This is a genomic window from Chitinophaga eiseniae (genome assembly GCF_012641265.1).
Classification (GTDB): Bacteria; Bacteroidota; Bacteroidia; order Chitinophagales; family Chitinophagaceae; genus Chitinophaga; species Chitinophaga eiseniae_A.
Genome location: NZ_JABAHZ010000004.1, coordinates 455271 through 478776, shown reverse-complemented (window position 1 = coordinate 478776; position 23506 = coordinate 455271). Strand labels below are relative to the sequence as shown.

The 23506-nt window shown below is 48.3% G+C and carries 18 protein-coding genes; 12 read left to right on the top strand and 6 right to left on the bottom strand.

The annotated features are described in order from the left end of the window. Positions 1 to 4: 4 nt before the first annotated feature. Both HGH91_RS18940 and HGH91_RS18935 read right to left on the bottom strand, forming a co-directional pair. The gene (locus HGH91_RS18940) at positions 5 to 958 is read right to left on the bottom strand and encodes a FecR family protein (RefSeq protein WP_168740368.1); all 954 of its coding nucleotides are present in this window, start codon (positions 956 to 958) and stop codon (positions 5 to 7) included. Positions 959 to 1027: 69 nt separating this feature from the next. Further along, a complete protein-coding gene (locus HGH91_RS18935; protein WP_168740367.1) occupies positions 1028 to 1573 on the bottom strand; it encodes an RNA polymerase sigma factor in 546 nt (181 codons plus the stop codon). A gap of 139 nt (positions 1574 to 1712) precedes the next feature. On the opposite strand from HGH91_RS18935, the gene HGH91_RS18930 reads away from it, so the two are divergent. The 3 genes from HGH91_RS18930 (at position 1713) to HGH91_RS18920 (ending at position 4492) form a co-directional block, all read left to right on the top strand. Then, positions 1713 to 2696: a YncE family protein gene (locus HGH91_RS18930; RefSeq protein ID WP_168740366.1), complete on the top strand. Its 984-nt coding sequence runs from the start codon at positions 1713 to 1715 to the stop codon at positions 2694 to 2696. 135 nt (positions 2697 to 2831) lie between these two features. Next, positions 2832 to 3632 carry an alpha/beta fold hydrolase gene (locus HGH91_RS18925; protein WP_168740365.1) on the top strand — a complete coding sequence of 267 codons (801 nt, stop codon included), beginning with the start codon at positions 2832 to 2834 and terminating at the stop codon, positions 3630 to 3632. Between the two features lie 26 nt (positions 3633 to 3658). Next, positions 3659 to 4492 (top strand): hypothetical protein, encoded by an 834-nt coding sequence (locus HGH91_RS18920; RefSeq protein ID WP_168740364.1) that lies wholly within the window; start codon positions 3659 to 3661, stop codon positions 4490 to 4492. On the opposite strand, the gene HGH91_RS18915 is transcribed toward HGH91_RS18920, so the two are convergent. Genes HGH91_RS18915 through HGH91_RS18900 form a run of 4 tightly spaced genes read right to left on the bottom strand, consistent with a single transcriptional unit; the run spans position 4493 to position 10406 of the window. Beyond that, a complete protein-coding gene (locus HGH91_RS18915; protein ID WP_168740363.1) occupies positions 4493 to 5596 on the bottom strand; it encodes a sensor histidine kinase in 1104 nt (367 codons plus the stop codon). A gap of 3 nt (positions 5597 to 5599) precedes the next feature. Beyond that, entirely contained in the window at positions 5600 to 6181 is a 582-nt protein-coding gene (locus HGH91_RS18910) for a chemotaxis protein CheB (RefSeq protein WP_247651776.1), read from the bottom strand. 3 nt (positions 6182 to 6184) lie between these two features. Continuing rightward, complete coding sequence (locus HGH91_RS18905) at positions 6185 to 7006, bottom strand: CheR family methyltransferase (RefSeq protein WP_168740362.1); 822 nt, start codon at positions 7004 to 7006, stop codon at positions 6185 to 6187. 7 nt (positions 7007 to 7013) lie between these two features. Continuing rightward, positions 7014 to 10406, bottom strand: coding sequence for a response regulator (locus tag HGH91_RS18900; RefSeq protein ID WP_211092354.1), 3393 nt, complete (start codon positions 10404 to 10406; stop codon positions 7014 to 7016). Positions 10407 to 10688: 282 nt separating this feature from the next. Between HGH91_RS18900 and HGH91_RS18895 the strand changes: the two genes are divergently transcribed. The 9 genes from HGH91_RS18895 (at position 10689) to HGH91_RS18855 (ending at position 23501) form a co-directional block, all read left to right on the top strand. After that, positions 10689 to 11060: a response regulator transcription factor gene (locus tag HGH91_RS18895; RefSeq protein WP_168740361.1), complete on the top strand. Its 372-nt coding sequence runs from the start codon at positions 10689 to 10691 to the stop codon at positions 11058 to 11060. 3 nt (positions 11061 to 11063) lie between these two features. Further along, positions 11064 to 12215, top strand: coding sequence for a HEAT repeat domain-containing protein (locus tag HGH91_RS18890; protein WP_168740360.1), 1152 nt, complete (start codon positions 11064 to 11066; stop codon positions 12213 to 12215). Continuing rightward, complete coding sequence (locus HGH91_RS18885; RefSeq protein WP_168740359.1) at positions 12215 to 13645, top strand: glycosyltransferase family 2 protein; 1431 nt, start codon at positions 12215 to 12217, stop codon at positions 13643 to 13645. The genes HGH91_RS18890 and HGH91_RS18885 overlap by 1 nt, the downstream gene beginning before the upstream one ends. A gap of 12 nt (positions 13646 to 13657) precedes the next feature. Beyond that, a complete protein-coding gene (locus HGH91_RS18880) occupies positions 13658 to 15145 on the top strand; it encodes a glycosyltransferase family 2 protein (protein WP_168740358.1) in 1488 nt (495 codons plus the stop codon). 10 nt (positions 15146 to 15155) lie between these two features. Then, complete coding sequence (locus HGH91_RS18875; protein WP_168740357.1) at positions 15156 to 18017, top strand: tetratricopeptide repeat protein; 2862 nt, start codon at positions 15156 to 15158, stop codon at positions 18015 to 18017. Positions 18018 to 18069: 52 nt separating this feature from the next. After that, positions 18070 to 20265, top strand: a complete 2196-nt coding sequence (locus tag HGH91_RS18870; protein WP_168740356.1) for a DUF4838 domain-containing protein — start codon at positions 18070 to 18072, stop codon at positions 20263 to 20265. 76 nt (positions 20266 to 20341) lie between these two features. Next, positions 20342 to 20959, top strand: coding sequence for a TetR/AcrR family transcriptional regulator (locus tag HGH91_RS18865; protein WP_168740355.1), 618 nt, complete (start codon positions 20342 to 20344; stop codon positions 20957 to 20959). A 122-nt stretch (positions 20960 to 21081) separates the two neighbouring features. After that, positions 21082 to 22446: a TolC family protein gene (locus tag HGH91_RS18860; RefSeq protein ID WP_168740354.1), complete on the top strand. Its 1365-nt coding sequence runs from the start codon at positions 21082 to 21084 to the stop codon at positions 22444 to 22446. A gap of 11 nt (positions 22447 to 22457) precedes the next feature. Beyond that, complete coding sequence (locus HGH91_RS18855; protein ID WP_168740353.1) at positions 22458 to 23501, top strand: efflux RND transporter periplasmic adaptor subunit; 1044 nt, start codon at positions 22458 to 22460, stop codon at positions 23499 to 23501. The last annotated feature ends 5 nt before the right edge of the window (positions 23502 to 23506 follow it).

The following is a 23506-nucleotide window of genomic DNA, read 5'->3' as shown; positions in this document are numbered from 1 at the left end:
CGTATTAGTTTTTACGGTGTATAGTAATCTCTTTCTCTTTTATATCATATTGTACGGGATGAATACTGTTCACGAGGTCTAATACCTGAGTGATAGTGAGTTGTTTACTGCATCGCAGTGTGTATTCGTCGTGTTTCATTTCGGCCGGATTAAAGCGGATATGTACTCCGTATTGATTTTCCAGCGTCAGGGCCAGTTCAGCAAAGCTTACCTGGGAAAGGCTGATCATCCCACTGGCCCATTCATCGATTTGTTGGTTGTCTGCTTTTGATTTCATGTATTGTTGCGCCGACCTGCTAAACGTGAGCTGGTCGTTAGCACTGAGTACATCTAATCCTTTCTGGTCGTGCAGTACCTTAACCATCCCTGTCTTTACCGTCACCTGGGTTTCATCCAGCGTGCTGTAGGCTTTTACATCAAAGGAGGTACCGAGTACCTGCACATGAATATCTTGTGTATGTACTTCAAACGGACGATGTTCATCTTGTTTTACATCAAAGAACCCTTCTCCATCCAGCTTCACGGTGCGTACCTCGCCAAATTCCTGTGGATATTCCATTTTAGCGCCGGCATTGAGCCATACGTGGGTGCTATCCGGCAGGAACAGTTCCTGTTGCTGCCCTGCGGCCACTGCTATCTGTATCATTTTATGGCGTGGCTGCCAGCTATGCATAAACCACCAGCCGCCTATTCCTGCTACTCCTGCCACCACTGCGGCCGCTATCTGCCAACGATAGCGCATACGAACCACGGGTACTTCTTCCGGCTCCAGCTGCGCGTGGATTCCCTCCAGCATACCTGTTTTCAGTTGCTGTCTATGGGCTTCATCCCGGAATGTATACGCCGGTTGCCCGTCCTGGGAATGATACCAGTCTTGCAGCCATTGCAGTTCTTGCGGAGTACAGGTTCCGGTTTCAAGCCTTTGGAGAATCCCTGCTATTTTATCTTGATCATCCACGCTTTTAACCATTTGTATTGTTAAAGACACCGCTGTGAAACGGTAGTACTAGGTCGGTAAAAAAATATTTTATTGGTAGTTGCCCAGCCGTTCTTTCAGGCGTTTCAGGGCGGAGGTGAGCTGGTTTTTTACTGTTTGCTGGGAGATACCCAACCGGGTAGCCGTTTCCTGTACCGATAGGCCATCACGACGACTCAGGAGGTATACTTCCTTCATTTTTTCGGGCATGTCTGCGATGGCGTTGCTGATCAGCTGTTGTATTTCTTCCAGGAAAAGGTGATCATCTGCCGAAGGCAAAATCGGATGAGGAAACGCGGAAAAAACGTCGAGATGCTTTAAGTAATTGTTATGATTACGGAGATGATTGAGCACACGATACTTGAGCGAAACGAAAAGGTAAGCGTCCAGCTGCTCCCGGATGACAATTGCTTTTCTTTTATGCCATAGGGCGACAAACACTTCCTGTAAACAATCTTTTGCATCTGCTTCATTCTTCAGCCTGGCGTATGCTGCGATGTATAGCCGTTCCCAATAACGGTGGTATAGTTCATCGAAGGCAGCTCTATCGTCCAGTAACTGCATGCGTTCCAGCAGTGCGGAATCCGACAAGTCCATCAATCACAAAAAAGGTTTAAGCGTAAATATATGTAAAAGCCCTGCAAAAAAACAAGGAGTTTTTTTGCCCGGGGGGTATACGTCCTACAGGTTATCTACAGAATCGCCACCGAGTTTTGTTCAAAATCCATTCATTCGTATGAAACAAATCTTCACCGCAGCATTCCTGCTATCCGTGGTTGCTGCCTCCGCACAATCCGGCCAGTATCATGTATCCAAGACCTTTGCCATTGCCGGCGACAGCAAATGGGACTATATTGCCCTGAATCCTGTTACGCAACAGCTATATGCTGCGCATGGCACCCGGGTAAATGTACTGGATAAAGTAAAAGGCGACAGTACCGGCGTTATTGAAAATACAGCCGGCGTTCACGGGGTAGCATTTGCCGTTAAAGCCGGAAAGGGATATACTACCAACGGCAAGTCTAATACCGCCACCGTATTTGACATCCGCAGCAACCGTGTGCTGGGTGAAATTAAAACCGGCACCAAGCCCGACGCCATTCTATTTGAGCCATTCTCCCAGAAAATTATTATCTGTAATGGCGAAAGCGACAACCTGAGTGTTATAGATCCGGCCACCGACAAGGTAGTAGCCACCGTAGCACTGGGAGGCGGTCCCGAAACAGCGGTGAGCGATGGGAAAGGGAATATTTATGTGAACCTGGAAGATAAAAACGAGATTGTGAAAGTAGATGCCCGCACATTTGCCGCTGGCGCTCATTGGTCGCTGGGCAAAGGTGAAGGACCTACCGGCCTGGCTATCAATACCGCAACGAACCGGCTTTACTCCGGCTGTGCCAATAAACTGCTCGTGGTGATGGATGCCGGCAACGGGCATATTGTGCAATCGATCAATATAGGCGGAGGCTGCGATGGGGTAGCTTTTGATGCCAGCCAAAAAACTATTTTCACCTCCAATGGAGAAGGCACCTTGTCGGTGATTGCTGCTGAAGGCGCAGATAAATACCAGACTGTGGCCACCGTGCCTACCCATAAAGGCGCGCGTACCCTGGTAGTAGACCCTGCTACGCATCATGTATACCTGCCGGTAGCAGATTACCAGGGCGCCACCAAAACCATTGTTCCCGGCACTTTCAGGGTACTGGAAGTGAGTAAATAGTTCGTTCGGACTAATTGCGTTATATTTGAAAATGTCAAAATGATAACGGACCAACCCTGCAGGGTTAGTCCGTTATCCCCAATCACCAGGTGTTTTGCTTGCTATAGTGCACATTTTCAATTATTAACGCATCTTATGGACATCATCCAAAGAAATCACATCCATGTAATTGGTGACCTCGGTGCCCCGCAGACCCTTGTTTTTGCCCATGGATTTGGCATAGACCAAACCTCCTTTCACCACGTCATTGCGCCCTTTAGCCAGGATTACAAGATCGTACTGTTTGATAACGTGGGCGGCGGAAAAGCTGAACTTAAAGCATATAGTTCCCGGCGTTATGAAACCATACATGGCTACGCCACTGATGTAGCCGATATACTACAGGCACTGGAACTGAAGAACGTTACTTTTATCGGACATTCCGTGAGTGGCATGATCGGGCTGCTTCACAGTGTATATTATCCCGGTATCATCGATAAACTCGTATTGCTGGGTGCCAGCCCCCGTTACCTCAACGATCCGGCCAACAACTATATTGGCGGTTTTGACGATGCAGCATTGACCAGTCTCTTTGAAGCCATGGAGGCCAACTACCATGCCTGGGCTGCCGGCTTCTCTAAACTGGCCATGAGAAATGAAGACCGGCCAGAACTGGCTGCACAATTTGCCGCCTCCCTGCAGGAGCTGCGCCCCGACATCGCCATACAGGTAGCCAAAGCTATTTTCTATATGGATTACCGGGACGAGTTGCCAAAAGTAACCATCCCCACCCTGGTAGTACAAACCACCAACGATATTGCCGTTCCGGGAGTAGTCAGCGAATACCTGGAAGCGCATATACCTAATAGCCGACGAACCAAAGTGAATACAGAGGGACATTTTCCGCATATCAGTGCGCCCGGGGAAGTGATTGCCGCTATACAGTCCTTCCTGTAATTATTTCATTCTTTTAATTTCATACTGTGAGTAACTGGGAGCGTAAAGCCTTAAATTTTATTAACCAAACGAGTCGCTGGGATAAAGACAAACACATTTCTTCTTTTCTTGCGTTCAGCATTTCACTGGTAAAAAGCCTTACCATGGCAGATATTGCCCTGCAACTGGAGTTTGAAGATGAAGCTACTGCCAAGGTAAAATGCGCGTCGCCCGTTCACCTGAATGGAATTGTACTGAATCCTGATCCCATCAAAAAGCTGCTGTATGCACAGGGGTTTAAAAGTATCTATTGGTCGAAAATCCCCCCGCCTAAAGAAAATGCCCTATCAGGCATCTTGCAGGCGCTATCCTCTGCTGTTATTATCCCGGTAAATACGACTCCCAATAATAGCCTGATGATACTGGGCTGGAGTGCGCCCCAAACCTTTACGCCTGAATTCCAGGAATGTATTGAAACTATCAGTCTGCGACTGAAAGAAATCCTGTTGCAATCTGAGCAGCAACTGTACTTTCAACGTATTGCCACACGCTTTTCCGCTATCCTGTACACCATTCCGCATGCCATGGTATTCATTAACAACGATGGATTGTCGGGGTGGATTAACCAGGAAGGCGCCACCTTACTGGGACTTTCTGGTCCGGGCGAACAACTACCGGCCATCTTATCGGATGCCATGGCACAATTACGCAACAGCGCCACCAATAGCGAAGATATTTACAGAGAGGCCGTCCAGCTATTCTCTTCTCCCGAAAATTCAATTACAAACTGGAACTGGCAACTGGAAAACAACACCCTGAAGGTATCCTGCTTCCCGGTGAATACCCAGCAAATCAGCGGGCGTTTATGGATATTTGAATAATCAGGACTGACGCCAGAGGAAATAGAAAGTACTGCCTTCGCCCTGCTGAGATTCTACCCATACCTTGCCTCCCTGCTCTTCTACCAGTAGTTTAAAAATATTTAACCCAATACCGCTACCTTCTTCTTTACCATCGTTGTCCAATCTTTCGAACAACCGGAATATACGGTCGGTATCGCGTTTGGCCACTCCCGGCCCATTGTCTTTTACATAAAATTCGTAGTATTCTCCCTTATCGGCGCCACCGATGGTAATCAATCCTTCTTTCTTATCGTTATACTTGATGGCATTGGAAATAAGATTCTGAAACACCTGCTGGAGCTTCAGTTTATTGGTTTCCAATACCGGTAAGGTGCCTTCCGTTACAATATGGATATGCGCCGGCGGAAACAGTAAATGGGACAACTGCGCAATCAGTTCATGCACATTTACGTCTTCAATCGTTTGTTCCATATCGCTCTGCCGGGTGTACTCCAGCATAGAAGTGATCATTTCTGTGAGGTGATTGGTAGCACCCAGTACTATTTTCATATACTCTTTCAGATCGGGCGCATTTTGGATACGCTCATCATCGTTAATCAACGCCAGCAGCCCTATGGCGCCCGATAGGGGCGACTTCAGATCATGCGCTACCACGTACATAAAACGCTCCAGTTGCTTATTGATCTTTTCCTTTTCTGCCATAGCCTCTTTCAGCTCTGACTGGGAACGATATAGTTTCTCAAACACGCTGACTTTTGCCCGGGTAACATTGATATCGAGCGGCTTTGACAGGTAATCTATGGCGCCTTCCTGGAAACCACGCATTACAAATTGCTCATCTTTATTAATAGCGGTAACGAAGATGATAGAAATATCTTTTGTTTTGGGATTTGTTTGTAACAACCGGGCTACTTCGTACCCGTCCATATCCGGCATTTGCACATCCAGCATAATCAACCCGATATCATTGTGCCGTAATATTATTTTTAATGCTTCATTACCGGAATTGGCTTTGATGATTTCCCGGTTCTCCCCTTCCAGCATATGTTCCAGCGACACCAGGTTTTCCGGTTTATCATCTACCAGCAGGATAGTAAGTGTTTTCGGTTTGAGCTGCTTCATTTGTCAACTTTTATTTTCTGTACTTATGTTATTGATAACGTGGATGATCTCTTCCACAGACATCGCCTGTACGCCGGGATTGGCGTCTATGGCTGCCTGCGGCATAACGTCGAATTCCGCGGTGGCCGGTTCTTGTACAATACCGGTACCGCCTGCGGCAATGATGCGCGACAATCCTTCCGCTCCATCGCTGTTGGCGCCGCTCAGCAAAATGCCCAGCACATGAGCGCCAAAAACGGTTGCAGCACTCGCAAAACTAAGGTCTATGGCCGGGCGGCTAAAATTCACCAGCTCCGAATAATCCAGCGAAAAGGTGGCATCCTCTTCTATCAGCAGGTGATAGTTTTGCGGCGCCAGGTAAATTTTTCCCGGCAATAATTGCTCTTTATCTTCCGGTTCCCGAATCTCCTGCTGTACAGACAGCAGTTTATCCAACTCACTGACAACGTTCTTTAACCTATGCATGATAATGACTACCGGTATTGGAAAAGGAGAGGGAAAATGGTTCAGCAACGTCACCAATACGGCCATACTACCGGCAGAACCGCCGATAAGCAGGATACGGTATTTAGGGGGAAGCGTCAACGGCTATGTTTTACGTCTGAATATTTTATTGGCCGCATTTACCGGCTCAAATTTTACTCTTTCTTCATTATATAATAACGACTCTTTTAAACCCAACGCCAGATAGCCCAGCGAAGTTAAGCTTTCATAGAATAACTTTACCACCCGCTCCTGCAGTGTCTTGTTAAAATATATAAAAACATTCCGGCAACAAATCAGCTGAAATTCGTTGAACACCTGGTCGGTAACCAGGTTGTGCTGGAAGAAAATAATATTACGTTTTAATGCCGGCTGAATAATCACATGATCCGCGTAGGCCGTATAATAACCAGAAAAGTCATGAATCCCACCCGATTGTATATAATTATAAGTATAGTCTTTCATTTCCTTCAGCGTAACCCTGCCCTCTTCTGCCTTTTTCAGGTTGGCGGCATTCATATCCGTTGCGTAGATGCGGCAACGATCCATTAGCCCGGCTTCTTCCAGCAGGATGGCCATAGAATATACTTCCTCCCCGGAGGCACAGCCGGCATGCCATATTTTGATATTAGGGTAAGATGCCAGTCGCGGTAATACCTGTTCCCGGAGCGCTTTATAGAACGATGGATCGCGAAACATCTCTGTTACATTCACCGTAATATACTGGACCATTTCCTGGAAAAAGTGCGTTTCATTGAGCAGCCGGTGTTTCAGTTCGAAGATGCTGTTGATATGCTTATATGCCATAAAGCGGATAAACCGGCGTTTCAGCGACGCTGGGGCATAGTTGGTAAAGTCATAGCCATACCGCTGTTGAATGATCTTCACCAGGTCAGTAAAATCGCTATGGCTGATACCTTCTACCATATCAGCTTTAAGATAACCAGACTTTTAACAACGACAATAATTTAATATTATCTACGGGTTTGGCGATATAATCGGAGGCGCCTGCTTCCATACATTTCACCCGGTCTTCTGCCATTGCTTTGGCAGTGAGGGCAATCACCGGCAATTGCTGAAACCTTGGGTCGGCGCGGATCAGGCGCATGGCTTCATAACCATCCATTTCCGGCATCATAATATCAATCAGTACCAGGTCGAGCTTTGGATGTTCCTGCAGGGTTTGTACTGCCTCCTTACCATCTGCCGCCGTGAGCACTTCAATTCCCTGGTCTTCCAGCAGGGCGCTGATAGAAAATACATTGCGCATATCATCATCTGCCAGCAGCACTTTCTTTCCTGACAGGACTGTAGCAATGCCGGGCGTTTCCGGGTATTCCACTTTCTCTTTTTTCTCCAGTTTATACAGGAAGAGTTCCAATTCGTCCATCAGCCGGTCGGTGGCGAGGGCGGAGTTGCGCACAATAGCGGCGGCATATCTCTTCAGCTGTTGTTCCTCGCTGCTGGTAATATCCTGGTCGAGATACACGATCAGCGGGGTATCGCCGGTTTCGGGCATACTGGTCAGGGTCTCTAATTGCTGCATCCCGGTATCCAGCTTCAGCTCCGCGCTAATTTCCATGATAACCGCATCGTATTTCTTTTGTGCCAGGAGTTGCCTGGCGTCGGGCATACCGGCGGCCACATCGTATTGGGTTTCCAGGTGGCGTTCTTCACTTTTGGCTTTAATGGCCGCATCCGCACTCTGTGGGCCGGCCGACAGGAGCAATACTTTTTTAAGCCCCGCCTGTATGCGGGCGCTGATATTGGTAAATACGGCTTCCAGGTCGGGCAGTTGCAGCGGCTTCCTCGTATAACCATGTACGTTATCCTCACCAATACCTGCGTTGTCGGCCGCGGTGACAACATGTACCAGTATTTTGCTCAGGTCTTCATTACTTTTCAGGATTTTAAGAATGCTCTTACCATCAATGACCGGCAGGTTCATATCGAGGATAATGGCTGCCGGCAGGTATTTGCGGGCATAGGCCAATCCATCCTGGCCATTGTGGGCCACAATCGTTTTAAATCCTTTATTGCGGGCAAAGTCACGGAGGATATCCGCGAAATGAATATCATCTTCTATAATGAGAATCAGTTTATCCTGCTTGCTGATATTATCGCGATCGTCGCTGATAGCAGGTACAGGTGATGGAGATGGTGTATATTCCAGGGTGTTCTCCGTAGCAACAATTGCATCGGCACCAGGATGGACAGGGATGGTAATGCTGAAGGTACTGCCTGCCGGGGAGCTGTTGTCGAGCACCAGCGATCCTTTGAGCAGTTGCATCAGTTCGCGGCTGATACTCAATCCCAGCCCGGTACCGCCAAATTTGCGGCTGGTGCTGCCATCCCCCTGGTGGAAGGCATTAAATATCAGGGCCTGTTTGTCGGCCGGGATGCCTCCCCCCGTATCACTAACGCTGATACTAAGTGTATCCGGGTTGATCATATACCAGGAAAGCGTGATGACGCCGGCAGCGGGCGTAAACTTAAACGCATTGGATAAAAGGTTGCGGATCACCTGTTCCAGCCGGAGTTTATCCGTAAACAGGGTGGTGGGTACGTCGGGCGCGATGGTTTTAATGAATTGTATTTTCTTCTCCTGGGAAACTACTTCAAAGAGATCGGAAAGATCATCCATAATTTCGCTCACGGGTATCGCCTCAAAATTCATTTCCACTTTACCGGCTTCTATTTTGGAGAGATCCAGTACATCATTGATCAGGTGGAGCAGGTCTGAGCCTGACTTATGGATGATGCCGGCATATTCCGTTTGCTTTGACGTGAGGTTTTTATCCTTGTTCTCCTGGAGCATTTTAGCGAGAATAAGTACACTATTGAGCGGTGTACGCAGCTCATGCGACATATTGGCCAGGAATTCAGACTTATACCGGCTGCTGGCTTCCAGCTCTGCGGCTTTCTGGGATAGGTCGTTCCGGGCAATTTCCAGGGCGTAGTTTTTTACGGTGATTTCTGTGTTCACCTGCCGTAACTCTTCTTCCTGTACCCGTAGTTCCTCTTCTGAGGCCTGTAGTACTTCTGATTGACGGCTCAGTTCTTCGTTCGACTGCCGCAGTTCTTCCTGTTGGCTGATCAGTATTTCTTTTTGTTCCTGTACCTGGTGAAGGAGCTGCATTACCTTTTCACGGGCGTTGGCGGCATTCACCGCCACGGCAATGTCTTTCTTTAATATTTCCAGCAGGCCTATCTGCAGTGGGGTTACCGGTTGAAAGGAGGCCAGTTCAATAACGCCCAATAGTTCGTTATCCACCCAGAGTGGTATCAATACCAATTCCCCGGCTACACTATTTCCGCTGGCCGACGATAATTGCCAGTAACTGGGCGGTACTCCGCGGATCACCCGCAGGTCGGGGTTGCTCGCGGCGGTGCCTACAAAGCCTTCATCAATAGCTACCACAGCCGCAACAGCCGCAGGCATATTAACAGTGGCTTCTAAACGCAGGTGGTTGGCCTCTTCATTAAAGTGATAAAAAGCGCCGGCGGCAAATTCCCCGAAAGTGGTTAAGGTTTGCAGGGCGCTGTGTACCAGTTCTCCCCGGCTGTTTACGCCCTGGAGACTGTCATTCATTTTATTTACGCCGGTGAGCATCCAGTTGCGCTCATTGGCGGCCTCGTTGAGGTCTACCACTTCCGTGAGCTTAAGATTGAGCGCTTTCTGTGCACGGAGCCTTCGTTTAAATTCCACGTAAGTCACCCACATCAGGATGCAGCCTACCAATAAAATAAAGGCATTATTGATCAGCAATGCTCTTACTGCTTTGGAAAAAGACTCGTTTTTATAATTTTCCCGGAGTGCCAGCAGGCGGCGCTCTTCTGCGTTGACCAGCGATATTTTAGCCCGTACCCGGTCCATCATCAGGGCTTCCGTTTCCGTGATGGATTTGTTTTGCTCGAAACGTTGTTGCTCCAGCGTATGGTCCAGTTCATTCCAGTAACTAAGCAGGTTGTTGACTTCATCTTCCAGGGAATCCACGTTTTTGTATTGTTCCGGGTTATCCGACACCAGAGCATGGAGGTCGTTGAGCGCCGGCGCCACTTTTGGCAGTGCCAGTTCATAGGGCTTTAGGAATTTATGGTCGAAAGTGCTCCTAAACCCTCTCCTGGCGGCTTCCATATCAAAAAGGAGCCGCTGTACCCTTTCGGAATTATTGAGTACATGGTAGGTGTGTTGTACCCAGCTGGCTTCTTCCATTTGAGAATCAAACGTACGCCAGGTTAATAAACCACTCAGCAATACCAGCAATACTACCAATGAGAAGCCGAGGTACAACCTGTTGGCCAGTGAAATTTTGATTGGTGCCACGTTGAAAAAAGGAATTCGTTAATGTCTGATAATTTGTTATATTAGGTATAAAAGTACCGAAATGCCTTCATATTCAATACCTTTGTGTCATGTTATGTAGTGGTTTTAGTATTAATTTAAAAATAATTTTTCAGATAGAAAATCTAATCATTTATGCTATAAGTATATATCTACGCATACAACGGCAAAACTGATTTCTAAAGCGAGACATCAACACCATATTTTATAAAAATCGGTAAACAATTGTTCATTCACATTGTTTACGGAACAAACGCAGCCACTATGAGTAAAATACTGTTAGTAGAAGACGACGAAATAATGCCTAAGATAGTGGCAAGAATCCTCCCCTCCTCAGAATATGAGCTGGATCATGTATCTAATGGCAAGGAAGCATTTGAAAAGCTGGAGTCTACCCAGTACGGTTATGATTTGATTATTACCGACATTATGATGCCTTACGCCAATGGATTTGAAATTCTGAGCAAGGTAAAAAGCCAGCCCCGGCCTATCCCGGTGATCATTGTTTCCAATGCGGGGAACGAAGACATGGTGATGGAAGGATTTAAGCTGGGCGCAGATGATTTCCTCAAAAAACCTATCATCCCTGCCGAATTAATGATCCGCGTTAAACGATTATTAATGAAGAATAAATAGCTGATGTTCGACATACAACTACCTGCCTTCCTGGAACCCGTTATTAATACCTTCCGGTATGCTCCGCTGGTGATACAGCTAGCCATGATATTTATAGTAATAGCTGCCCTGGGTACCCTGCTCGCTTATTTTTCTATTTTGAGAAACCGTTATCTGGGTAACCGCCGGGATAAGCGTTTAGCAAAACTGCTTCCCAAAATAGATAGCCTCATAATAGATGAAGTATTGACCCACCCGGAAGCCGACACGCTGCCGGCCGACCAGGTGGTGCTTAACCTGGACGCCTTCCAGGAGCTGCCACTGGACAAAAAGTGGGCCCGGACTGCTCTTACCGAGCGTATTATCCACTTTCGCCGTAACGTGAGGGGAAATATGGGGCTACTGCTACGTAGTCTTTACATGCAACTGGAGCTGGACAAAGACGCCATGAAAAAAATGAAAGCCGGCCATTGGGAAAAGAAAGTACAGGCGCTGACTGAATTTACCAGCATGAACATGTCGGTGGCAGATGTGACTATTTTACCGTTAACAAATAGCCGTAACCGTGAATTGAGAGCCGCCGCCCGCCATGCCTATATCAAACTCAGTAAGAATGAGCCATTTAAGTTTTTTGATGTGGTAACGGAACCCCTGCTGATGTGGGACCAGGTAGAATTACTTCGTATTATCAGCACTACCGAGGACATTGCGATTCCTAACTTTGCCCGCTGGGTTACTTACTCCTCCAATAAGAGCGTGGTTTCCTTTTGCCTGAAACTGATTGTGCATTACAACCAATTGCCCGCGGTGCCTGCCGTTATCAAACTTTTAGATACCAAAGACCATTACCTGCGGGCCGACGCCATCAACTGTTTGGGAAAATTGCGGGTGCCCGACGTGGAAGACAAACTGGTAAGCATTTACAGTACGCAACCGCTGCATTGTCAGATAGAAATATTAAAGGCCATTGGCCGTATCAGCAGTGGACGTCATATAGATTTCCTGAAACTGGAATTCCTGCACTCCACCGACTTTGACCTGCGCAAGAGCGCCGCCAAATCACTGGTAAAAAATGACTGGATTGCCCAACAGGTGATAGAAGAACTGATGGCTACCGCCACACCAGAAAACCTGCGCATTCTGAAACACTGTATGAACCCATTAATCAAATACTAATGAGTGGTATTTTAGAAATACTGGGAAAAATATATCAAAGCGCGATTTTCGTATATGGCTTGGTGTTACTGCTGGTATATGCCTTACTGACCATATTCTCCCGGCTGGCGGTCAGCCGGTACACCCGGAAAAATTCCCTCCACCAGCTGGACCTCTTATCCAGTTCACCGCTGGCGCCGGGCATTACTATATTGGCGCCGGCCTTTAATGAAGGGATGACCATTATTTCCAACGTACGATCCCTGCTGACCCTCAACTACCCCCGTTACGAGATTGTACTTATTAATGATGGCAGTACCGACAATACCATGGAACAGCTTATTGCGGAGTTTAAAATGGTGGAAGTGGACTATGCCTACAATGTGAAAATACGGACACATCCTATACGGAAAATATATAAGTCTACTGACCCCGCCTATTCCTCTTTATTAGTAATCGATAAAGTAAATGGGAAAAGCAAAGCAGATGCAGTAAATGCCGGTATCAATCTCGCTACGTTCAATTACTTCGTTTGCAGTGACGTAGACTGCATACTGCATAAAGACACCCTGCTGGAGCTGATCCTGCCCGTTATGCAGGAAGAAAAAATGCGCGTGATTGCCGTAGGCGCTACCCTGCGCATTGCCAATTCCTGTGAGTTTGACGAAGGTGTGATGATCCGTATGCGCCCTCCGGCGCAGCTCCTCCCCCGCTTCCAGGAAGTGGAATATATCCGCTCTTTTGTATTGGGAAAAATGGGTTGGAGTTATATCAACTGCGTGCCCAACGTATCCGGGGGACTGGGCCTGTTTGATAAAGAGGTGGCCACCCGCTGTGGTGGATATGATCATAGTTCCTTTGGAGAAGATATGGAATTGCTGACACGGATGTGCCGTTATGCGCATGAAAATGAAATCGATTACGCCATACGCTATATACCCAAAACGTTGTGCTGGACAGAAGCGCCGGCTACGCTCAAAATATTTAACCGGCAGCGTACCCGCTGGGCCAGGGGGCTGGCACAACTGATGTATAGTCACTTCCCTATGTTCATGAATCCCCGCTACGGGAAAATGGGGCTGATCGTTTTCCCTTTCAACTTCTTCTTCGAATTGCTGGCGCCACTGGTTGAATTCAGCGGTATCGTTGTATATATCCTGCTGGCTGTTACCGGCAACATCAACTGGCCATATGCCCTGCTACTGCTGCTCTTCGTGTACCTGTACTCGGTGATGATCACCACTATTTCCATTGTGTGGGACCAGCTCTCCTTCCGGTATTATAAATCCTGGTGGGAAGTAGCCTATTTGTGCATGACGCCTTTTATGGAGTTTTTAATCTATCATCCCCTTATTGTGCTCTACTCACTGCGTGGGTACTATTATTTCCTCTCCGGTAAAAAAAGCACCTGGGGAAATATGCAGCGACAGGGCTTTGGGAAAAAGAAATAAAGTAATAAAAGTATGCTGAAATCGTTTTTTGAAGGCGGTGTATTTATATATGGAGGTACCATGTTATTTATGTATGCCCTGCTGGCTTACTTATCTTACCGTGGCATCCAACTTTTCCGGCGCAAGAGCAGTTATACCAACTACGACCAGCTACTGGAATCGCCGCTCACACCGGGCATATCAGTGATAGCCCCCGCTTTCAACGAGGGCGTTACCATCATCATGAATGTACGCTCCCTCCTCACCCTGAACTATACCCGCTTTGAAGTGATCATTGTAAACGATGGGAGCACCGATGATACCCTCGAAAAATTGATCAATGAGTTTGAACTGGTAGAAGTAGACTTTGCCTACAATGAGCGCATTACAACACGGCCGGTACGACGCATATTCAAGTCCACCAACACGGCCTATGATAAGCTGATGGTGATCGACAAAGTGAATGGAAAGAGTAAGGCAGATGCTTCCAACGCCGGTATTAATGCCGCTTCGTTCAACTATTTCCTGTGTACAGATGTAGACTGTATCATCGAAAAGGATACGTTGCTGCGTATGATCAAGCCTTTTATGGATGAGGAACACAAGAAAACGAAGGAAGTAGGCGAACCTTGCCCGGAATGCGGATATGTACATATGATAGAAGACAGCCGCCGGGTGATTGCCACTGGCGCCACGCTGCGTGTAGCCAACTCCTGTGAAGTAGATGAAGGCATTATAATACGGGTACGTCCCCCCGAAAAACTGCTACCCCGCTTTCAGGAAATGGAATATATACGGGCATATGTGCTGGGGAAAATGGGTTGGAGCGGCATCAATTGCGTTCCCAATGTATCCGGTGGTTTGGGCTTATTTGATAAGGAGGTGGCCATTAAAGCGGGGGGCTATGATCACACTTCCTTTGCAGAAGACATGGATATCGTGACCCGCATGTGTGCCTACATGATCGATAATAAACAGAAATATGCCATCCGTTATATTCCCACCACCCAATGCTGGACGGAAGGTCCTCCCAATTTGAAAATATTTGGCCGGCAACGTACGCGTTGGGGCCGGGGGCTGAGCGAAATCATCACTATACACCGGAAGTTCCTGTTTAATCCCCGTTATAGAAAACTGGGGTTGATCGTGCTTCCCTACAACCTGTTTTTTGAATTCCTCGCGCCCATCATCGAGTTTATAGGTATCTGCTATTATATCTACCTGATTGCCACGGAACAGGTGAGCTGGCAATATGCCATCATTTTGCTGGCCTTTGTGTACCTGTATTCCGTAATGATTACCACATTGGCCATTTGCTGGGATCAGCTTACCTACCGGTACTATAAAACCTGGCGGGAGGTGATAGGCCTGGCATTAATGGCCTTCCTGGAACCGCTGATCTATCACCCGCTGATCGTATTTTTTGCACTAAAAGGATATTGGTTCTTTCTCACCGGAAAAAAATCGACCTGGGGAAACATGCAGAGACAAGGTTTCAGTAAAAAGAAAGTAAACGCTTAAATAAAAAATAATGGCGGTATTAAAACAGCTGTTAACGGGCATTGTGATGTGTTGCGCCCTGCAAACGCAGGCACAGCTCTCTAAAGGAAAAGACAACGCTGAATCCCTGTACAACCAGGCGGTGCAGGAAACGAAGCAGGAGCACTACGACAAAGCCATCAGCCTGTCGAAGCAGGCATTGGAAAAACAACCTGACTTCATCGACCAGCAGCTACTGCTGGCCAGGCTTTATATGGTCACGAAGCAATACGATCTCTCCAGGAAATATTTTAAAGCCGTACTGGCTAAAAATCCCCGCTACCGCGATGCCTATTATTATGCCATCAATGTAGAACTGACCACCGGTAAATATGCAGAAGCAGAGTGCTATGCCGATGAAGCGCTTAGCAACTTCCCCGGTAGCCCGGAATTTATGCGTAAGAAGCTGGGCATACTGGACCTGCAACACAAAGTATACCAGGGAAATGAATATGCAGAGACGCTGATGAGCAAGTACCCTGAAGATACCACCGTACGTAATGCCTATATAGAACATTACCTGGTAAGTGGCAAATACTTTCAGCAACTGGGCAATAGCAGTATGGCCCGGCAAAGTTATGACCGCGTATTACTGGTAGATCCCCGCAACCAGGACGCCCGCGAAGCCAATCTATCAGTGGCGCTGAAAGGCGGCAATTATCAATCGGCCTTAGACCAGGTAAACGAGTCCCTGGCGGCGCGGCCGGGCGCTTACGACCTGCTGATGCGCAAGCTGGGCATAGAACAGGAAATGCATGCTTATACAGATGCACTTCTTACCCTGGCCGAAATACAGCGGCGATATCCTTCCGATGCCAAAGCCCGCACCCTCGCTACCTCGCTGCGTTTGGAAGCCGCTAACTACTATGCTAACACCGACCCCTATACGTTGTATGCCGGCGTATTGGCAAAAGATCCGGGCAACCGCGATGCGTTGGATAAACTCATTGGCTACAGTATGACCCGGGGCGCCTATAAAGAAGCCCTCGCCTGGATTAACCAGGGATTAAAGCATCGCCCGGCCGATGCCAGATTGCTGGCCATGAAAATGGATGTACTGGAAAGCGACCATAAATACAGCGCTGCGGCTGCGCTGGCAGAAACGCTGTATCAGCGTACTCCCAATGCACCACTCCGGGAAAGATTGGTAACCCTGCAAACCGCCAGTGGGCGCGACTATCTCGCACAGCAGCAGTACGACCTGGCCGCCGCCTCTTTTGAAAGTGTCCTGAAGGCCAGTCCCAATGACAGTACCGCCCTTAACCTCCTGGCCAATACCTATATCTCCCAAAAAAATAATGCCGCCGCACTGAAAGTAATAGACCAGGCACTCGCCTACTATCCCGACAATGCCGGCTTGTTGCTGAAAAAATCTGCCCTGCTGAGCGAAACCGGCAAATATGAAGAAGCGGCCGCCATTGCCCGGCAACTGGCTGCCCGGTTCCCGGCAGATGAACGCCTGAACAATCACCTCACCGACCTTTACCTGACCAACGGGCGCAATTATATGAGAGCAGAGGAGTACGACCTCGCCAAACAACAGTTTAAGCAGGTGCTGGACGTATCTCCCGATAACATAGATGCACTGGATTATATGGTCAACCTGGAAAGCGCCACCGGCCAGCCTGACAGCGCCTTGTATTACGCCGACAAAGCATTAGGTTACTACCCGGGCAACCGCGATTTCCTGCTAAAGAAAGCATCCGTATTGCAGGATCAGCATGAATACGCCGCTGCTGCCGCCATTACGGGCGAATTGATGAACAGGTATCCTTACACACAGAAATATAAAACAGCGTATGTCAACAGCCTGATGTCGGCCGGAACCGAATACCAGCGCCACCAGCAGCCCGACAGTGCTTTGCAGCGCTTCAACCAGGTGCTGGCCCTGCACCCGAAAGACTCCATGGCCTTGCTGTACAGCATCAATATCCTGAACGGGCAACAACGCTACGACAGCGCCCTGGCCTATACAGCGCAGGGGCTTAAATACTACCCCGACAATGAAGGCTTCTTAATGAAGCGGGCCATTACGCTGGAAAATAAAAAAGATTTTGCGGCCGCCGCACTGGTAGCCGATACGGTGGTAAAGCTGCATAACACACCGGAAAACAGGGACTATCACGACTACCTGGAAAGCAAAACGCTGAAAAACCAGTTCGGCTTGTACTACCTGAATTCCAGCTTCGACTATTCGGGCAATAAATACAATATTGCCACGGTGGAGTACCGGCGCTTTATGAAACGCGGCTCTTATGCTTTCCAGGTGAACTACGCCGGAAGGCAGACGGGTAACGGCTTACAGGGATTGGCCGAAATGTATTACACACATAATCGCAGCCTGTATTCCTATGGCATGGTGGCTTATTCCAATAAAGAGGTATTCCCGCAATGGAGGGCGGCCTATTCTATCTTCAAAACATTTAAAAAGGAGATAGAGGTAGAGTTGGGCGGGCGTTACCTGAACCTGGACAGTACCAGCAGTATTTCTGGTGTGGTTTCTGTAGCTAAGCCGTTCGGTGATTTCTGGGTGAACCTCCGGGGCTTTATAATCAACGAATCTTCCAAAAACTACACCGCCTTTAATCTCACTACCCGCTATTTTATGAACAAGCGGCAGGATTACCTGCAATTGGTAGGTGGCTTGGGTACTTCTCCGGATGACCGGAGCCGGCTGATTAACTTTCCGAATCTTTCGGGGTTGCTGACGCATAGTGTGGGGGTAGGTTATCAAAAAGTATTGCATTACCGCACTACGCTGGGATTATATGGCACCTGGATCAACCAGAAAATTACCGATGTGGGCTATCAGAACCAGTATGATATTTACCTGATGCTCCAACGGAAATTTTAACAGACTTACAATGTGCAGATTTATGAGCAGTGTTTTGTTAACGGTGACAACTATGTTACTAGGCGCGTGTCACCCGCAAACTGGTGAATTATCGCTGGTACAGCAGGGGCACAGTGCCTATGTTATTGTAGTGCCCACGGAGGCCAGCAAAGCGGAAAGTAAAGCAGCAGATATATTCAGGGATTATGTAAAACGTATTTCCGGAGCTGCTTTACCGGTGATCCCGGAAAACCAGTATAAAGATCAGCTGGCCGTATTTATTGGCAGTACCGACCATACCTATGGCCCGGAAAAGATAAAGGCTGAAGGTTTTTTTACCGGCAGTAAAGACAAGTTCCTTTATATCCGCGGGGGCAGCGGGCAAGGTGTAGTATACGGCGTATATCATACCCTGCAGGCCTATATGGGTTGCCGTAAGGATGGCGCGGGCCCTGCGTTGGTTCCAACAACAAAGGATATACGTATCAGCGGGTCCCTGTCTGATTTGCAGGAACCGGCTTTCCTTTACCGGGAGAGCTACTACCCTCCTTCCATGGACCCTGAATACCTGTCGTGGCACCGGTTACACCGGTTTGAAGACCTGTGGGGACTGTGGGGACATTCCTTTTTTAAGCTCCTTCCACCTGCTACTTATTTTAAGGAACACCCGGAATATTATTCACTGGTAAACGGGAAAAGGCAGGCCCAACAGCTCTGTCTGAGTAATGAAAACGTATATGCATTAACGGTAGCCCGGTTTAAAAAGGCCATTGCAGATAACCCCGATGCAGCATACTGGTCTATATCTCCCGAGGATGGCGGCGGCGCCTGTACCTGCGATTTATGCCGTAAGGCAGATGCAGAGGAAGGCGGACCACAGGGTTCCCTGATCCGGTTTGTAAACCGCGTAGCCAGTCAGTTTCCGCAGCAACGCTTTACCACGCTGGCTTATGGCTATACCGCCAGGCCGCCGTTGAAAACGAAGCCCGGCAACAACGTGTATATCATGCTAAGCACCATAGATGCTTTCCGGCAGGAGCCGTTGGCACAAACGTCTTCGGCCGCAGCTTTCCGCAAGCACCTGGAAGGATGGGAAGCGATGACCAGCAACCTGTTTATCTGGGACTATACCACGCAGTTTACCAACTACCTGGCCCCTTTCCCGGATTATGATAACCTGCAATCCAATATCAAATATTTTGCGGCACATCATGTGAAAGGTGTGTTTTCCCAGGGTAGCGGCGAAACCTATGGCGATATGGCGGCCTATAACAGCTACGTACAGGCGGCCCTGTTATGGCATCCCGACGCTGATATGCAGCAGGTCAATAATGATTTCCTGAAAGGATATTATGGCCCGGCAGCGCCGTTTATAGCGCAATACCTGGAGGCACTCAGCAATGCCGTTAAAACCACGCATACTACGCTGGATATTTACGGGAACCCGGTTTATAATATCCGTGACTACTTATCACCGAAGCTGATAGATCAATACTCCACCCTGCTGGACAAGGCCGAAACGGCCGCGGGTGACAATCCTGTTTTCCGGCAGCGGGTGGCTGGTACCCGCCTGTTCCTGGAATACGTGGTATTACAGCAATCACGCTACTATGGAAACGAGCAATACGGCTACCTGGAGGCCGATGGTACCGTAAAAGCGAGGTGGCCGCAGCGCGTCCAGCAATTCGCGCAGCAATGTAAGACAGCCGGCGTACAGGAGCTGTCGGAAGGTGGTTTATCGCCCGATGCCTACGTACAGGAATGGCAGGAGCTTTTTTCCCGTAAATGGATCAACAGCCTGGCATTACGTGCGCCGGTAACGCTGGTACACCCTTATACGCCAGAATATTCACCCAAGAAAGAGGCTACCCTTACCGATGGATTAATGGGTGGTAAAGATTTCAGCTATAACTGGCTGTTTACCTATGGTAAGGATATGATTGCCACGATCGATATGGGTACTAACAAAACTATTCACCAGGTACAAATGAATTTCCTGCTGGATGCCCGGCATTATATTTTTACGCCGGTACGTATACAGGTAGAAACGTCGGTTGACGGGCAACATTTTACCACTGCCGGGGAAAAAGACATCCAGGTGCCGGCCGAAGACTATACCGTCCAAATCCAGCACTACCCTTTTTCTTTACCAGGCACTTCCGCCAGGTATATCAGGGTTACTGCCAAATGCCCGGCCGCTTTGCCGGAATGGCGCCTGGTAGCGGGTAAACAGCCTGCTCTATGTTGCGATGAGGTGAGCGTGGAGTAATTTTGAAAAGGTCTTGCTGAAAATAAATTTGGAAAATAAACACTGTTCAGTATATTTGCACTGTAAACCTAACAACTTGGGCATTATTGAAAGAAAAGAGCGTGAAAAGGCAGAAATGCGCCGGCGCATAGTAGATGCTGCTGTTGAGATGATTGTGGAAGAAGGTTATGAAAAAGTATCTATCCGCAACATCGCTGATAAGATTGAGTACAGTCCGGCTACGATTTATCTCTATTACAAAGATAAAGACGAACTGTTGTATGATGTGCAGAGCCAGGCTTTTGCCACCCTGGCAGAGGAGTTCAGGGAGAAGATAAACGCGGAGGATCCGTTCAAACGATTGGAGCAACTGGCCGTTGCCTATCTTGAATTTTCCCGGCAACACCCGGAGTTGTACGATCTGATGTTTATTATTAAAGCGCCGATGAACACCCTGGTAGAGAAAGAGAAATGGGAGAACGGGGATCCTTCTTACGATGCCTTGCATGGCTTGATGCAGGAGTGTATAGAGAAGAAGGTAGTGAAATTTAAAGATGCTACGATAGCTACCCTGTCAGTTTGGGGCTTTGCGCATGGCTTAATCAGCCTGCATCTGCGGGGCAGATGTACCAAGGTATCCAGGGTACCGGAAGAAGATGTACCACGGGTAATCGCCACCGCTATTGACGAATACCTGGAGATGATCAAAGCATAAATCAGTAAAAAGCCATCCTGGCTTTTTTTTAACACTGCTATTAAACACTGTTTAGTATATCAACATTGATTACAGAAGCCTCCTGGCTTTATTTTTTTGCGCATCGATAAACACCGTTCATTATGTACACATCAGTTATTAAAGGAGCATTGTTAGTGGCCGTATTGCTGGCCGGACGCCCCATCCTGGCGCAGAACAATGTGCTGGACCAATACATTCAACAAGCTTTTCAAAATAATAAGGGGTTGAAGGAACAACATTTCCAGCTAACCAAATCGATGCTGGCCCTGCAAGAAGCCAGGAGCTTATTTGGTCCCAACGTATCCCTGTTGGGCAATTATACCAAATCGTCGGGAGGCCGTACTATCGACTTTCCTATCGGCGATATCATGAACCCGGTGTACAACAGCCTCAACCAGCTCACCAATAGTCACCAGTTTAAATCGCTCGACAATGTGCATGTACAACTGAACCCCGATAATTTTTACGATGCCAAACTGCGGGCCTCCCTCCCATTGCTGAATGCAGAAATCTATTACAACCAGCTGATAAAAAAAGAACAGATTACGCAGCAACAGGCAGCGGTAAACGTATATAAACGGGAACTGGTAAAAGATATCAAAACCGCCTACTACCAATACTACCAGGCCTCACAGGCCGTGGCTATATACAACAATGCCTTGTCGCTGATCCAGGAAAATATCCGCATCAATGAAAGCATGGTGCGCAATGGCGTGCGCAATAACACCGCCTTGTACCGTGCGCAGACCGAGAAAGAAAAAACAGAAGCCGATATCAATAAAGCAGTGGCCTCCCGGCAGAATTCCAGGGCCTATTTCAACTTCCTGCTGAATCGCGGTCTCACCGAAAACATTACGCTGGACAGCACTTTACTCACCGCTCCGGCACAGTTGCCCGGCAAAGACATCAACGACCGGGAAGAACTGGCACAGTACAAAAGTGCTACTAACGCCTACCGGTTAAACGAAAAATTACAGCGGGCTTACCTGGTACCTAAGCTCAGCACCTTCGTCGACCTGGGCTCCCAGGGTATGGGGGGCAACTTCAACCGGGATACGCGCTATTACCTGTTCGGCGTAAACCTGGAATGGAACTTATTTGCTTCTCACAAATACAAATACAAAATCAAACAGGCGGCCAATGATGTACAAACCATCACCAATGCCGCCGACCAAACAGCAGAAGCCCTGCGGCTACAGGTATACCAGGCGGTTAACGACTACCAGACGGCCCTGCTGAACTTCAACACCGCTAAAAGCCAGCTGTCGTTCGCAGAAAGATATTACCGCGATCAGCTGAAGGTGTATAAGGAAGGGCAACTGCTGTATATAGAACTCCTGGATGCGCAGAATCAACTGACCCAGGCACAGCTGCAAACCACTGTTGCCCAGGCGGCCGTACAAACCGCTTACGCCGCAGTAGAACGTACCCAGGCATCTTACCAGATTGATAACAACAACCAATAAATTATACTCACATGAAAAATACCTTACTGCTGCTGCCACTTTCCCTGCTCCTGTTTTCCTGCGGCAGCAAGCCGGCGGCTGTTACCAGCAACTCAGACACTATTCCCGTGAAAGTAATGCCCCTGGCCAAACAGGGCAGCGCTATCACCATCCATGCGTCTGGCCAGTTTACCACCGATGATGAAGTATATCTCTCTTTCAAAACCAACGGCATTATCAATAATATACTGGTGAAAGAAGGCGACCGGGTACATAAAGGACAGTTGCTGGCTACCCTCAATCTCACAGAAATTGATGCACAGGTGCAACGTGACCAGCTGGCCTTTGATAAAGCGCAACGGGATTACCAACGGACCATGCGGTTGCACAACGACAGCGTAGCTACCCAGGAACAGCTGGATAACAGCAAGACCGTGATGGACCAGGCCCGGCAGCAACTGAGCACCTCCCAGTTTAACCGCAGCTACTCTTCTATCCATGCTACCCAGGATGGATACGTTCTGCATAAGCTGGTAAGCGCCGGCCAGATGGTGAACGCCGGCACGGCCGTGTTGCAAACCAACGGCGCCAGCAGCGCACATTGGCTATTACGTGTAGGCGTAAGCGATAGAGAGTGGGCACAGATAAAAACAGGAGATAAAGCCGGCATAGAAATTTCCGGCGTACCGGGCGACAGTTTAACAGGCATGGTTACACGTAAATCGGAGGGTGTCGATGCGCAGAGCGGTACCTTCCTCGTAGACGTACAACTGACCGGCAGCAAGCCCGCCGCTATCGCGGCCGGCATGTTTGGCCGCTGCCATATCAACGCCGCCACCACCACTGCTGGCAGCACCTGGAGTATCCCCTACGCCGCCCTGCTCGATGGAAACGGCAGCACCGGCTTTGTATTTGTGACCAACGATAATAAAACCGCACAAAAAGTGCCCGTCACCGTAGCCGGTATGGAAAAAGAAAATGTACTTATCAGCAGCGGCATGGAACAAGCCAGGGCACTCATCATCTCTGGCAGCGCCTACCTGAAGGATCAATCACCTATCCGTATCATCCAATAATCATT

What these genes read in the sequence shown, in the direction of transcription:
- HGH91_RS18935 (WP_168740367.1), bottom strand. Translation starts at nt 1,573, where the DNA reads ATGGACTTGTCGGATTCCGCACTGCTGGAACGCATGCAGTTACTGGAC.
- HGH91_RS18930 (WP_168740366.1), top strand. Translation starts at nt 1,713, where the DNA reads ATGAAACAAATCTTCACCGCAGCATTCCTGCTATCCGTGGTTGCTGCC.
- HGH91_RS18925 (WP_168740365.1), top strand. Translation starts at nt 2,832, where the DNA reads ATGGACATCATCCAAAGAAATCACATCCATGTAATTGGTGACCTCGGT.
- HGH91_RS18915 (WP_168740363.1), bottom strand. Translation starts at nt 5,596, where the DNA reads ATGAAGCAGCTCAAACCGAAAACACTTACTATCCTGCTGGTAGATGAT.
- HGH91_RS18905 (WP_168740362.1), bottom strand. Translation starts at nt 7,006, where the DNA reads ATGGTAGAAGGTATCAGCCATAGCGATTTTACTGACCTGGTGAAGATC.
- HGH91_RS18895 (WP_168740361.1), top strand. Translation starts at nt 10,689, where the DNA reads ATGAGTAAAATACTGTTAGTAGAAGACGACGAAATAATGCCTAAGATA.
- HGH91_RS18890 (WP_168740360.1), top strand. Translation starts at nt 11,064, where the DNA reads ATGTTCGACATACAACTACCTGCCTTCCTGGAACCCGTTATTAATACC.
- HGH91_RS18885 (WP_168740359.1), top strand. Translation starts at nt 12,215, where the DNA reads ATGAGTGGTATTTTAGAAATACTGGGAAAAATATATCAAAGCGCGATT.
- HGH91_RS18880 (WP_168740358.1), top strand. Translation starts at nt 13,658, where the DNA reads ATGCTGAAATCGTTTTTTGAAGGCGGTGTATTTATATATGGAGGTACC.
- HGH91_RS18875 (WP_168740357.1), top strand. Translation starts at nt 15,156, where the DNA reads ATGGCGGTATTAAAACAGCTGTTAACGGGCATTGTGATGTGTTGCGCC.
- HGH91_RS18870 (WP_168740356.1), top strand. Translation starts at nt 18,070, where the DNA reads ATGTTACTAGGCGCGTGTCACCCGCAAACTGGTGAATTATCGCTGGTA.
- HGH91_RS18860 (WP_168740354.1), top strand. Translation starts at nt 21,082, where the DNA reads ATGTACACATCAGTTATTAAAGGAGCATTGTTAGTGGCCGTATTGCTG.
- HGH91_RS18855 (WP_168740353.1), top strand. Translation starts at nt 22,458, where the DNA reads ATGAAAAATACCTTACTGCTGCTGCCACTTTCCCTGCTCCTGTTTTCC.